The following is a 14,886-nucleotide window of genomic DNA, read 5'->3' as shown; positions in this document are numbered from 1 at the left end:
TTGTCCCGCTGTCCCGCTCTCCCGCTGTCCCGCTGTCCCGCTGTCCCGCTGTCCCGTCGCGCTTCGACTCCGCTCAGCGAGACACTGTGTCGTTGTTCCGCTCCCGCTGTCCCGCTGTCCCGCTGTCCCGCTGTCCCGCTGTCCCGTCGCGCTTCGACTCCGCTCAGCGAGACACTGTGTCGTTGTTCCGCTCCCGCTGTCCTGCTGTCCCGCTGTCCCGCTGTCCCACCAGCGCTGGGTGTAAATATTTGCACTACTCTCTCACTGTTCTCAGAGGGATCGCCTTGCTCAAGGACATATTTCTCTTTAGTTTCCTTACTGCGCCCCGCAATAACCCCCCCCTGTCACCAGCGTTTGGAATCGTTATGAAACGTTGCGCCCAGTTCTTCCTGGCTTTGCTCTCCGTCGTAGTCCTTTCCTCCCCGGTAAAAGCTCAGGTTGGCACCTGGTTCGAGTTGCCTGTCCCCTCTATGGCGGGACACATCTACGATATGGATATGCTGAATACCACCTACGGTATCGCGGGTGGCAGAGTGAACGGCATCCTCGCCGGCGTCATCTATACCATCGACGGCGGCTTCAACTGGATCCATGTGCCGGTGTTCGGCTTCACAAACCTGCCCTCGTATGCAGTCTGGCACGCCGTCACCATGCTCGACGAAAACACCATGATTATCGCGGGCGACAGCGCGCTGTGTTACCGAAGCACGGATCAGGGATTTTCGTGGAATCAGGTGACCATCTCAAACAAAGGACTCGCAACGGTTCACGACATTTACTTCAAGGATGCCCGTGAGGGCGTGATGGTGGGTGGTAACAGCTATTGGACGGTTATGCCGCCGGACATCGCCCAGCCCACGTTTATCGCGCACACATGGGACGGCGGTCTGACCTGGACCGACGAATCGCCCGCGATCGGATCTTGGGCGAGTCAGCCGGCCTTGCTCTCGGTGCACTACGCAAACGGCGTGTGGGCGGCCTGCGGCGAGTTCGGCACCGTTGCGATTTACAACAGTGGTGCATGGGTCCGTCAACCGAATCCGTCCATTTACCCGTACGAATTGTACAACGACATCACGGTTGTCGACGCAAACACGATGATGCTCTCGGGCTATCTGCAGAACGTGCCGTTGCAGCCGCGCATGTACCGCACCACCAACGGCGGCAGCCGCTGGGTGAATGCGGGACCTGTCGCCTATCCGGGAGGTGTGCTGAATTTTGCGTCTAACACATTCTTTTCCGGCTCACACGGCTGGATCGGCGCGTCACCGAGCTACATCGCCTCCACCACCAACGGCGGATTGAACTGGAAGACATTCAATACCATTGGTGCCAGCGCCACATCGCCCATGACCACGATGAAGTTCCTCGATTCGCTCAATGGGTATGCCGCGGGAGGCGACTCGTCCGCGAACACCGGGTGGATCATCCGCTACACCGGACAGCCGCTCAAACCGAACATCTCCACGTCGATGACTTCCGCCGTGTTCAAGGATGTGACCTGTGAGAAATACACCGACACGGTGGTCGTGATCCGCAACAACGGCACGGGCGACCTGGTCATCAACAACGGCGACATCACACTTACCCCCGCGGAATTCTCCCTCGTCGGCGCCACGTATCCGATACGTCTGCAGCCGGGACGCGCGGTGCGCCTCACGGTGCGATGGACGCCATCGCGCACATCGGCCGGACCCACATCGGGCACCATGACCGTGTACAGCAATGATCCCGACGACAATCCGTGGAATGTGGCTTTGACCGGCACGCGCCATTACGGCGTGATCGATCTTCCGACCGCCATCGATGTGCAGCCGGGCACGTGTCTCCGCGATAGCGTGACATACAGCGTGCAGGCCGGCATCATCGGCACACGGAATCCGAAACTGATCGGCTTCGACTTTGTCTCCGGTCACAACGAATTCAAACTCATCACCCCTGCCATCGGCACCGTGCTCACCGGATCCACCACGTTCACCTTCCGGTGTTATCCGACGCAGCAGGGGACACGTACCGGTGTGTACCGGCTCATCTCCGGCAATCCCGCCTGTCCCGACACGATGTTCACCACCATCACCGGACTCGGCGAAGTGACACGCCTGCAGGCGCATATCACCGACATCGACTTTGGCATCACCTGTATCAACACCGTGCGCGACACCGTGATCCGTTTGCGCAACGTGGGAAACACCTTCCTCATCGTCGACCGCAGCGAGCTGCGCAGCGGCACCGATGTGTTCCCGATGCCCAACCTCGTGCCGCAGTACATTCCGCAGGACAGCGTGCGCAACGTGACCATGCAGTTCACTCCCACACGCACGGGCATCTTCACCGCGGAGTACCGCGTGATCAGCGGACCCTGCCGCGACACCATCATTCTGCGCGCACGCGGCGAGGCGATCTCGACCGAGATCAGCTTCTTCCCGCCGGGCGCCGTGACAGTCGGACCCACCATCATCGGCAAACAGGTCTCGCGCACAGTCACGATCCGCAACAGCGGCAAGACCAACGCAACCGTCACCAAGGTTGCTCTCGAGAATTTGTTCCCCGATTTGGCACTGATGGCGGTGCCGCCACTTCCCATCACGCTGCTGCCCACCGGGTCCTTCGAAGTGACGCTGCAGTTCAATCCGTTGCAGCTCGGAACACGCGAGACAAAACTCGTGGTCGCGTGGAACAGCGTGTGCCGCGACACCGCGAAGCTCGACGTGTTCGCGCCGTGCCTGCCGAATCCGTACATCGATCCTCCGACGGCCGTCGACATGGGCACACAGGCATGTCCGCAGCCCGTGCGCAAAATCGTGTGGATCAAGAACCGCGGGAACGGTCCGCTGTATTTCAACTCCGCGACCTTCACCGGCAACAATCCGACACATTTCACACTGATATCCCCGCAGGTGGGCGATTCGGCCCGCGCGCGCGATTCGGTGCGGCTGATTATCGACTTCAACCGGCCGACGCCTGGCAGCAGCAGCGCCTCGCTCCAGCTCACGCACAATGATTACGATCGCATGCCGACAACGATTCCGCTGACCGGCCTGCGCACCACCTCCGAGTACACGGTAGTGGGGGATTCGACCACCGATTTCTTCACACGCCTGTTCCTGCCGCAGCGCCGCACGTACCGCATCAACAGCATAGGCGACAAGCCCGTCACGATATCCGAGATTACGGTTGAGCGTTTTGCGTCCGTGTATTCCGTCGAGCCGTCGCGGACGTTGCCCGCGCCCTTGAATCCGGGCGAGTCGATGACCTTCGACGTGATCTTTACGCCGAACGCGCGCGGACCCTTCGCCGGCCAGGTACGCATCAATTCGAAACCATGCAATGTGACACATCTGCTCGGCGTGTTCGGACGCGGCGACACCGACGGTCTGAATGTGGACCGCGGTCTGCTCGAATACAACGTCGATCCCTGCGCCTTCCTGCCGAACTGCGACACGCTCCGGCTCAGCAACCAGGGCCGCGCGGATGTGTCGGTGCTGAGCATGACACTCACGCAGGGACGTCCCGTCTTTTCCATCGATCCTTCCGTGACCGTGCCCTTCACCGTGGCTGCGGGTCAGGAGAAGTCCATCGTGATCTGCGCCGATCCCAGTTTCCGCGGGAGCAACACGGCGCTGCTCGAACTCATCAGCAACGATCCGAGTTATCCTTCTTTGAAAGTGACACTCTCGGCGCGCCGCGATTCCACAAACATCGACATCTCGATGCCCGTTGTGGATTTCGGACGTATGCTGCGTTGCTCGTCGGGCTTTACGCGTGAGGTGGTCATCGCCAACACCGGTGAAGTGCCGGAAATTGTCTCCACCATGCTGAGCGGCTTCAGCGGCGGATACAGCGTGACAGGCGGCGGACCCGACATCACGCTGCAGCCGAATCGCAACTTCAAGGTCACCGTGTCCTTCGACCGTCCGTCCTTCGGCGTGTTCACCGACACGCTGTGGGTGATGACAAAGCGTTGCGATCGCAAGATCGCCGTGCCCATCACCGGCGAGTGGGTGGATCAGCGGTATGCGCTTGCGCCGACGCCCGTCACCTTCCCGTCCGTCAACATCGGTTCCTCGGCCGTGCGTCCGCTGACGCTGCAGAATAACGGCGGCTTCGACGCAACGATCTCGTCGATCACCATCACGCCGTCGGGCACGTTCACCGTGCAGCCGGGCTATCCGAACACCGTCGCTGCGGGCGCCTCCGGAGGCATACAGCTTCGTTTCACGCCGACAGCCGAGGGTCCGCTCGCGGCCACCGCGTGTATCATCCTGTCGGCCCCGTGTCGCGACACCATCTGCGTGTCGCTCGAGGGAACCGGCGTACGCGGACGGCTTGTCCTGTCCTCGGCCACGCTGGACTTCGGTAATCGCGCACAGTGTGAACAGCCGACGTTCACCGACACCTTGTTCAACAAGGGCACCGGTCCTGTGACGCTGATCTCGTCGTCGATCACCGGTCCCGGTTCCTCGGCATACACGAATCTTGCGCCGATCACGTCGCAGGAAGTGCTCGCACCGGGAGGCATGCGCCTCTTCCCGATCCGTCACACCGCGGCGAACGCGGCGGGCGACGGTCCCGTCTCGGCCACTCTCTCGATCGTGACCGACGATCCCGTGCAGCAGTTGGTCGACATCCCGCTGGACGCCGTCCGTCAGACGCTGATTCCCGCGCCCGGCGCATCAGTGTCGTACGGCATTATTGAAATCGCAAAACCAACCCAGCAGGTTGTGACGCTGCGCAACACCGGTTCTGCACGGCTCTGTTACACCTCCGCCCGTGTGCCGGCAACAGTCACATACACGCCGGCCCTGCCGTTCTGTATTGAACCGGGTCAGAGCATGGACGTCACGCTCACCGTCACTCCCACCGTCACCGGCACATGGAGCGGCACCTTCACGTTGCTCACATCCGTGCCCTGCGTGGATTCCACTGAATTGCGTCTCGACGCGCGCGCCCAGCAGGGTGTGATCGACGTGGCCGCAAATGTGGATCTCGGCAGCGCCGCCGCATGTCTCACGCGTACGTTCGACGTGACCATCAGCAGCCGGTACATAGTGGACATCACGCTTGATTCACTGCGGATCACCGGTCCCGACGCGGCCTTCTTCACGATCGTGTCGCCGACCAACTTCCCGCGCACTCTCACAGCGGGCGGTTCACTCATCGTCTCGCTGTCCTTCCTCGGCCAGAACGCCAACCGCAACTACGCGGCGACGCTGTCGGCCTCGTTCACGGCCATCGGGCTGCCCGTTGTGACCACCACGCAGCTCAGTGCGCGTTCGCTCGTGCCGTTTGTCACCGTGACGCCCGTCGCCTTCGGCACGGCCTTTATCGGCCAGCCCGCGGTGCAGGGCAATTCGACCATCACCAACACCTCCTCTCTGCCGGTGCGTATCGACGCGGTGGTGCCGTCCGATCCCGCCTACACGGTGACGAGCACGACGCCGCCGCTCCCCGTGCTGCTGCAGCCCGGCGAGACGGTGACCGTACGCCTCAATTTTGCGCCGACGCGCGAGGGTGTCCACTCCGACTCGCTGCGCGTGCAGTCGACGCAGCCATGTCCGTTCACCGCGACGGCCGTGCTGGGCGGCAACGCCATGCGCCAGCCCATCGTGCAGGCGCGGCTCAGTGTCGGCGACATATCCGGAAAACCGGACGACCATATCCTTATTCCTATTCTGGTGGACAAGGATCTCGCGGGCGCGCAGGTTGCTTCGTGGAACGGTTCGATCAGCTTCAACAAGTCGATGCTGTTTCCGTTGCGTCTGGTGAACATCGGAACACGGTCTTCGAACATGAATGTCGCGATGTCTTACGTGCAGGACAGCGGCAAGGTGGTGATCAGCGCGTCGGGAGGCATCGTTGCCGACGGACTTGCGCCGCTCATCTACGTCGAGTGCCTCGTGCTGCTCGGCGACGCGCTGCAGACGCCGGTGGACATGTCCGCGGACTTCGATTTCAACTCGGGGTACGTGAATGTGCTCGGCCGCACGGGTGGAACCTTCACACTGGAAGGGTACTGCTACATGAACGGACGCCTGATCGAGGATCGTGGCGTCGGGACGTTAAAACAGAACCGGCCGAATCCGTTGTCGCTCTCTTCCGGCGCCGGCACGAGCATCGAGTTCACCGTAACCAGCGACGAGTACGCGGAAATTGCGTTGTTCGACGCGGCCGGCCGCAAGCTGCGCGTGTTGTACAGCGGTCACACGACACAGGGCACGCATGAACTGCGCGTCGATCTCAACGACGTGCAGCCGGGCGTGTACTTCTACACACTCACGAGCGGCAGCGTCACCGCCACGCGCGCGATGGTCATCACGCGCTGACCTGTTGTCTGGTAGCTGGGTAGTTGGTAGATGGTAGATAGGTAGTTTGATCTACTGCGTGTGTGTGAGGAGAAAGGAGACAGGAGACAGGAGACACAGATCGAAACGGTTCATGTCTCCTGTCTCCTGCATCCTGCCTCCTCACACGCGCTTTCGGAGTAAGGAGACACGGAAGGATACAGTTCATGTCTCCTGTCTCCTGCATTCTGCCTCCTCACACGCGCTTTCGGAGTAAGGAGACACGGATCGAAACAGTTCATGTCTCCTGTCTCCTGCATCCTGTCTCCTCACACGCGCCGTCGGAGTAAGGAGACACGGAAGGATCTCTGATGCGGATCGAGCGGTTGCCCCTTGCGCTCCGGCTCGCGCGCGAGTATTTTCTGGTCTCACACTCCAGACAGCGAGGACAAAATGGAAATACATTTTGAAGCAGCGGAAAACGACATCCTCAAGATACGGCTCGTGGGCCGCTTCGATGTGGATGGAACACAGAAGATCGAGGGTCCGCTTCGGACCACAGCTCCAGGCACTCCGCATGCTCGCGTGTGTGTGGATTTGACCGGGGTCGACTATCTCTCCTCGGTCGGTCTCGGGTGTCTGGTCCATACCGCGCAGGATGTGGACAGGGTCGAGGGCAAAATGGTGCTGCTGAATCCGCAGCCCATCGTCGCAAAATTGCTCAAGGAGAGCGGCGTGTCAATGCACGTGCGTGTGTTCGACACGTGGCCCGCGGCCTCGGCTTTTCTCGAGCGTCTTCCGCGCGCCGGAGGCGACTGAAGCCACGTGTGCCTCGCGTGAGTTTGCAGCACGCACAAACGCTCCTTAATGCGCGGGCCGGTGCATTCCGGCATCGCGACGTCCGCCGTATCATCGGGTTCGCTCTTCGCAGGATACTCGGCGCTATCGGGCATGCATCGTGCCTCATCGCCGTGCTGACGTCCGCTGCTGACGCACAACCGGCGGTCTGGCAGAACAGAGGCATCGGCGGGGGAGGCGCTCTCTACGAACCTTCGTTCAGTCCGCATCACGCCGGGGAAATATACCTGAACTGCGACATGACGCAGACGTTCCACAGTGTGGATTACGGACGGAGCTGGACGACACTCGACTTCCGCGGTCTCACGTCGAATGTCACCTCGCCTGTGGCTTTCACCGCGCATGTCGATACACTCTTTGCGCTGCGCAAGGACGCCAACGGCATGCGCCGCCCGGCACGCAGCGTGGATGGCGGGCGCAGTTGGCAGCAGCTCGCAACCGATCCGGCTAACGGCAGCGCGTTCGGAATCGCCACCGATCCACATTCGACGCGGCGTGTGCTCGTCGGACATGCCTCCGCGATTTTTTTCTCTACCGATGCCGGAAGCAGTTACAAGACCATCCTCTCCGGAGCGGCGCTCTCCGGTGGTGCACGGATTGCGGGGGTGTTTTTTGCAGGCGACAGTTGTTTTCTGGCTACCGCCTCCGGCGTTTTTTTGTGCACTAATGTGCGTGCCGCCTCACCCGTATTCTCCGCGCTCCCGGTCGCGGGCATCCCCGCGTCAGAGCGTCCGTGGGCCTTCGCCGCTTCCCGTGCCGGAGGCATGATTCGAATCTGCTGTATCACCTTCGATTCCGCCTCTGTGAAAACCGGCAATCTCCCGCAACGTACGTATACCGGATTCCGGAATGTGTACACTTGGGATCAGGGACAGCCGCAATGGGTATCCCGCACGGCCCGCCTACCGGCCGGATCACTGCCGGCGTTTGTGGATATGTGTGAAAACGACACGGGCACGGTATGGTTGTGCGGCGAGGGAGCGGACCAGTTCGGGCGCCGTACCTTCGGTGTGTGGAAAAGTTTGAGCGGCGGAGCGTGGTGGACAAGCACACTCCACACGGCCAATAACGGCAATATCCTCACAGGGTGGGGCGGGCAGAATGGAGACAATAGTTGGGGGTGGTGGACCTGCCCCAACGGTTTTGATCTTGATCCAAAAAATCCTGCTGTCGCGGCATTCTGCGACATGGGGTGGATCCATGTCACGACCGACGCCGGCGCAACCTGGGTACAGGCCTACACCGACAGCACGGTACGGCACGCGGCGGGAACAAACACGCCGACACGCCAGTACTACGAGAGCGTCGGACTTGAACCGACCGCTGGCTATTGGCTGACGTGGGTCGATTCGGTTTCGATGATCGCTGGGTTTGCCGACATCGTCGCATTGCGCAGTACCGATGGCGGGAGGCGCTGGTCTTTCGATTACAGCGGACTGGGCATCAAGGGAATCAACGATGCGGCGGTGATTCTCCTGCATCCCGGATCCGGCGTGCTCTATGCCGCAACCGGGGAAGTTGTGGGAGCAAACGGCAGTTATACCGATGCCCGGGCATCGTCTCCCGGACGTGTATGTTATTCCCTCGACAAGGGACGCACCTGGCAACCCCTGCACGATTTTGGACACACGGTGCATTGGATCACCCTTGATCCTGCGAGACCCGACAGGATGTACGCGTGTGTTGTGGATGTGCCGGGCGGTGCGGGAGGGATATATCGAAGCGATGATATATCACGAGGCGCCGCGTCGCAATGGTCGCTGCTGAACGCGCCTCCACGCACCGAGGGCCGGCCGCGTGAGCTGCATGTTCTCCGCGATGGAGGCCTTGTGGCAGTGTACAGCGCGCGTGATGCGGGCAACTGGCAGTGGACCGCGTCGTCGGGAGTGTTTTTCAGCAGCGATGAAGGCCTGACCTGGAACGACAGGACCGCGGCAGGGATGCGCTACCGCGTCAACAGTCTCACGCTCGACCCATCCGACACGACGCAGAATACCTGGCTCGTTTTTGTGGGCGCTTCCTCCGCGTCGGGAACACCCGGAGTGCTCCGTACTGTCGATCGAGGTGTGACGTGGCAGAGAGTGTCCACGCAGGCGGCATGGTCGGGTACTTTTGATCCTGTACATCCCGACAGGATGTATCTCTGTACGGACGGGAACGGCCTCGCGATACTGCGCGACGCTCGGACTGCGGCCCCGACCCTGCTGGTCGATTCACTATTCCCATTCCGCAATCCGATGCGGGTGTTTTTTCATCCGAATGAACCACGCCAGATATGGGTTATGACATTCGGAAACGGGATGTACATGGGGTATACCGATCCTGTGCCCGTTGTGCTGGAGTATTACACGGCTTCCGCAACGGGGACACGCGCGCGCATCGAGTGGCGCACTGCGTCAGAATCGGGCACATGCCTCTTCGAGGTGCAATGTTCCGACGAACGGATGAAGATCTGGAACACTCTCGCGGTGATACACGCGGCGGGATCAGGTGCACACACCTATGTGCACGAAACTTCTTCAGAATCGGATCAGCATAGGTGTTATCGGATCCGCGTGGTGGATTGTGACGGCGCGGAACAATACTCGCCTGGTCTCTGTGTGGATGTATCGCGCACCGGCACCACGGCTCTGCACGCCGCTCTGGCACCGAATCCGGCACACGGCCGCGCGGTACTCACACTCGACCTCCCGGAAGCCGGGCAGGTAGTGATGGAGATTTGGGATGCAGCAGGACGCGCAGTCGGAGGGCGGAAAGACGTGTATCTTCAGCGCGGGACAAGTCTGCTTCCGATCGATTGTACAACATGGATTCCTGGAACGTATCTGATCCACATCGCCACACACAGCGAAACACGCCGGCTTGTTATGTCGGTATTCTGATGGAATATTCGCAGGAGGGGATCCGTGACGCCTGCCTACCGGCGGATGTCTCCGATCAGCCCGGCCATGCACGCAACGGTTGTGTATCAACCGAAGCACACAAAAGAGCGCCATGAAGCACACACCGAAGCACAGACGAGATGTAGCACCACAACACATCGCGGCATACGATACGGCTCTCCCTCGCTGGGTGACGGCGCTTGCTGCAGGCGCCGTTGTGCTTTGGCTTCTGGGATCATTTTTTCCGGCGCTGCGTGTGTGGGGCTTTCACCACGCCGCATTTCTGCCGCTATGGTGGAACGTGAGTCTTGCGGCTGTCCTGCTGCTGGTCCTGCTGCCCGCGGTGCGTATGCAGTGCCTTCGTCTCTGCGACGCTGCCTCGCGGAGCATCAGCGGATGGGGGAGGACGGCCCGAGTCGTGCTCGGTCTCGTGCTCGTCATGGTGGCAGGCCTCGTGTTGTACCTGTTTGCAATGCCCGCGTCGTTGCTGGGTGACAGCTACCTGTACACATCCGAGCTGGCGCGTATTGTCGCGGGCAAACCCATCCGCGATTTCAGCTACCACTCGCTTGTTGGTCCGCTGGTATTTTTTCGACTCGGCGCCGCTCTCATTCACTTCCTGCGCCTGCCTGAATCGTACACCGCCTTTCACATACTCACCGCTGCTTTCGGTGCCGCGTATGTGGGGAGCATTCTCCATTATGCCCGCCGTGCCTCGCGCGATCCCTTCGGCGCGATATTCCTCGGGGCGCTGCTGTTCGGCTGTGCCGCCACGATCTTTTTTTTCGGCTACATCGAATTCTACGCGCCGCTCGCCGTGGCGGTTGTATGTTTTGCCCTTGCCCTCCATCTGGCACTCACACGCGGCAGTACGCTTGTTCCCTCTACACTGTGGTTTCTGGTCGCTGTGGCCTGCCATTTCAGCGCCGTGGCCATGCTGCCGGCGCTGCTTTGGGCGTATGTGCGGCGCTTCTTCGACACACGCGGGAAGACGTTGCCGCTGAAATATTACATGGTGTCACTCGCGGGCGCGGTGTTGCTGAGTGTGATCGTGTATGTGCTGACGACCGTGCTCGCCGTATTTGATTTGAAAGGCGTCTTGGGCCTGATACCACTCACTCCCACAGCGGAGCAGGGATCATATACGCTATTCTCGGCGGCCCATCTGGCGGACCTCCCCAATATCGTGCTGCTCACCGGTGGCATGGCGCCGCTGCTCATACTTGTGCTTGCCGCGGGTGCGGGCGGCCGTGTGCGGTGGGAGAACGCTGCGGTGCAGGTGGCGGGTGTGCATGTCCTGTCCTGGCTGCTCGTGGCGCTGTACTTCAATCCATTGCTCGGCATGGCGCGGGATTGGGACATCTATGCGCCGATGGGCATCGCGCTCGTGCTGTTCGCGCACGCGATGTTCGACTCACTCGACGTCGACCGCGCGCGCAGGGCCGCTTCGCAGCTCGTACTCGCGGTTCTGGCGCTGTGTCTCGGTGCGCTGTGGCTGGCGGTGAATGTGCGCGAATCCTCGTCGGTGGAGCGCTACACCACCATACTTTCGAATGACGCTGGCATCGTGCATCCTGACTTCACGGAGTACGGATTTCAGAACCTCTCGAAGCACTACAGCCGTCGTGAAAAACATGCCGAGAGAATACGCGCTTTGCGCCAGGCAGTGGAAGTGCGCGGATATCCGTGGGATATACACAACTTCGCCCTGGCGGTGAAACTCGTTCCGTCGCGTGCGGAGGCGCTTCCGGATGTGGAAGCAGTGGCGGGATTACTTCTCAACAAATCCGTCGACAGTCTTTCGATGAGTGTGGCGCAGGATGCGGGTCCTCGAGACAGCACCGAGTATGTCGCGGATCAGCTCGTGCGTCTGTATATGGAGGGAAGTGACATACCGTTTACAGCGGAGCGTATCGAAACCCTGGCGGCGCGACTGCCTGTTTCCCCGCAGGCGGAACTTCTGCAACTGCTTCGGCGAAGCGGACCTGCCGTCGATCACCATGCGGTGATACAATTGCTCGGCCGTTTCGAGAACACGCGCCGCGGATCCAAACCGGTTCTGTCGAACTATCTCAAAACCTTCGCCTACGCCAATATTGCCACCGTGTACATCACACGGAAACAGGCCGACAGCGCATGTGTGTGGTATCAGCGCTATTATGCAATCGACAGCACCTTTCTGCCGCTCTTGAACGCGTACGCATTTGCATCGATGCGTATGGGCGAGGGAGCACGCGCCGCGCGCCTTCTCACGCGCGCGCGCGATCTCGATCCGTCCTTCGCCGATACCTACTACAACGCCGCGTTGTGTTTCTATTTTGTCTATCACGACAAAAAATCCGCGCGCCGCGAAATCGATGCCTACCTCGCGCGCAGCACCGATCCCAACGCCCAGGCCAAGGCACAGCAACTCCTCCGCGTCCTCGAGCAGAATCCGTAGAAACGTTTCACGTTTCACGTTGAAAGTAGCAAAGTGGAAAGTAGAAAGTGGAAAGTGGAAGGTGGAAGGCGTCGGCCACACTATTCCACCTTCAACCCATCAAGCCCTTCCACTTTGCTACTTTGCTACATTGCTACTTTTCTACAATCGCCCATCTACCACACTACCATCCTGTCTCCTGTATCCTGCCTCCTCACGCCGTACAGCACAGATCCCGCACACAAGGAATTATTGCACACGATTTCATACATCAGTAGTTTACACCCATTCAATAAGTTTTGAGGTACGGCTGTGAAAAACGTGTTCTGTTTCAGCATCGTTGTTGCTCTCCTGATTGGTTGTACCGCTGGTGCATCGGCTCAGTGGGTGTCCACACGCGGACCCGAGGGCGGCAATCTTTCGGCGCTGCTCGCAGTCGGATCCGATCTCTATGCGGGCGGCCGCGCGGGCGTCTTCCGGTCCACCGACAACGGCAACTCGTGGAGCGCTGCAAATGGCATGATGTGGCCGTGGACGTATGTCTTCACCATCTGCGAGGAAAACGGAACACTGCTCGCCGGAACATTGATTGAAGGCATATATCGGTCTACAGACAAGGGTGCAAGCTGGGAGGAGACGAGCACGGGTTTACCCGCGTTTGCCGATGTGCGCGCAATTATCCGCGCGGGATCGCGCTTTCTCTGCGGCTCGGGTGGTTCGGTGTATGCGTCCACCAACGATGGCGTCACCTGGGTGCAGTCGGGGTCGGGGCTGCCGGATGAAACAGGTGTTTCCGATTTCGCCATGGGTGATGGTGTTCTGTACATGGTTTCGTACAACAAGGGTGTCTTTGTCTCCACCGATCTTGGAAGCACATGGCAGGCCGTCACCGCCGGATTGCCCTCCACACCCGATGCGGTCGTCATCACCGCCGCCGGATCCGTGGCCTATGTTGCCGGGTACACCTCGGGAGTGTATGTGACCACCGACAAGGGGGTGACGTGGACTGAAATGAACACGGGACTTTCCGATACGGATGTGGAAGCGATACACCTGGACGCGGGTGTCGTGTACGCGGGGCTGTATAATGGCGCCGTATTCACGGCCACCGGTCCGGGAGCCGCGTGGACGCCGGCCGGTGCCGGACTTGTCCCCGGAAATTCCGTGTACGATATCACGACCGCGGGCGGCGCGCTGCATCTCGCCACTGTCGGCGGCTACTTCCGGCGCGACACACCCGCTGCATCGTTTGCATCACGCAACGGCGGCATGCTGAATGCAAACGTCAACAGTATTGTATCAACATCGAATGTTATTCTGGCATCCAACTACGGACTCGGCGTGTTCCGCTCCATCGACGGACAGACCTGGGCACCCGCAAATTCCGGCTTGGGGGGCAGGAGCATCAGCGGACTTGTAGTGACGGGGAACCGCGTCTTTGCGGCCGCGCGGGGCGAAGGCATCTTCCTGTCCACCGACGACGGCATCACCTGGGTTGCGCGCAATTCCGGATTAACGGATCCATATGTCCTGTCCTTCACCGAAAACAACGGCGTACTGTACGCCGGGCTGTACGACGGACTCAACATGAGCAGCGACAACGGCGCTACCTGGCGCGACCTCACGGGCAGCACACTCGCCGGATCCTCCATCACGGCCGTGCTCGCCGAAGGTGCGACAATTTTTGCGGCCGCTGAATACGAAGGCGTGTACGTCTCGACCAACAGGGGCTCGTCGTGGGTGCTGCGCAACACCGGACTGCCTTCCGACTTGAGCTTCAGCGCGATAGCGCGCCACAATGGTGTGCTCTACGTGGCTCTCGATTATGACGGATTGTATTCGTCCACCGACAACGGCGTCACCTGGTACGATGCAGGCATGACTCTGCCCGCCTTCACCGCGGTCTACTCACTTCTCTCGCGAGGGAGCGATCTATTTGTGGGCACCGATCAGGGCGTTCTCGCGACGGCGGACCACGGCGCCAACTGGGGCGATGTGGCCGATGGACTCCCGTTGTTCGGATCCGTGCGTTCGCTGCATATCGCAAACACGCCGTCCGGCGCCTATATGTTCGCGGGAATGGAAGGGCAGTCCGTCTGGCGCAGGCCGCTCTCGCAGATAGTACACGCCCAAGAGCATTATACACACGTCGCGGACGCGATAACGCTCGAAGCGAATTATCCGAATCCCTTTACCTCGACAACATCCCTGCGCTGTATCCTGCCGCGTGCGGAGAAGGTACGGGTGTTTGTGACCGATATGCTCGGCCGCACCGTGGCGCTCGTTCACGACGGGATGTTGGACGCGGGCGCCTCCACGCTGCACCTCGATGCCGCCACGCTGCCTGCCGGTGTGTATCGTGTCACGGCGGAAGCCGGTTCTTCACGCGTGCAGAGGAGCATCATCAAGCGCTGATCGCGCAACCACGCACGCGTCGCACGCGCGT

Annotated in this window: 5 protein-coding genes; all 5 read left to right on the top strand. The window is 60.6% G+C overall.

Translation table 11 applies throughout. The annotated features are described in order from the left end of the window. Positions 1-365: 365 nt before the first annotated feature. The 5 genes from HY962_14200 to HY962_14180 all read left to right on the top strand — a co-directional run bounded on the left by HY962_14200 (position 366) and on the right by HY962_14180 (position 14,855). The gene (locus HY962_14200; GenBank protein ID MBI5648079.1) at positions 366-6,323 is read left to right on the top strand and encodes a choice-of-anchor D domain-containing protein; all 5,958 of its coding nucleotides are present in this window, start codon (positions 366-368) and stop codon (positions 6,321-6,323) included. 411 nt (positions 6,324-6,734) lie between these two features. Next, on the top strand, positions 6,735-7,100 hold the full coding sequence (locus HY962_14195) for an anti-sigma factor antagonist (protein MBI5648078.1): 366 nt from the start codon (positions 6,735-6,737) through the stop codon (positions 7,098-7,100). Between the two features lie 17 nt (positions 7,101-7,117). Further along, entirely contained in the window at positions 7,118-10,021 is a 2,904-nt protein-coding gene (locus tag HY962_14190; GenBank protein MBI5648077.1) for a hypothetical protein, read from the top strand. A 112-nt stretch (positions 10,022-10,133) separates the two neighbouring features. Then, positions 10,134-12,461: a hypothetical protein gene (locus tag HY962_14185; protein MBI5648076.1), complete on the top strand. Its 2,328-nt coding sequence runs from the start codon at positions 10,134-10,136 to the stop codon at positions 12,459-12,461. A gap of 291 nt (positions 12,462-12,752) precedes the next feature. Further along, positions 12,753-14,855, top strand: coding sequence for a T9SS type A sorting domain-containing protein (locus HY962_14180; GenBank protein MBI5648075.1), 2,103 nt, complete (start codon positions 12,753-12,755; stop codon positions 14,853-14,855). Positions 14,856-14,886 lie beyond the last annotated feature (31 nt).

This window comes from Ignavibacteriota bacterium (assembly GCA_016218045.1).
Lineage (GTDB): Bacteria > Bacteroidota > Ignavibacteria > SZUA-365 > SZUA-365 > JACRFB01.
This window is presented reverse-complemented; position numbering and strand designations above follow the sequence as displayed.

Excerpts from the sequence above, each read along its gene's own strand:
- HY962_14200 (MBI5648079.1), top strand. The coding sequence starts at position 366 with ATGAAACGTTGCGCCCAGTTCTTCCTGGCTTTGCTCTCCGTCGTAGTC.
- HY962_14195 (MBI5648078.1), top strand. The coding sequence starts at position 6,735 with ATGGAAATACATTTTGAAGCAGCGGAAAACGACATCCTCAAGATACGG.
- HY962_14185 (MBI5648076.1), top strand. The coding sequence starts at position 10,134 with ATGAAGCACACACCGAAGCACAGACGAGATGTAGCACCACAACACATC.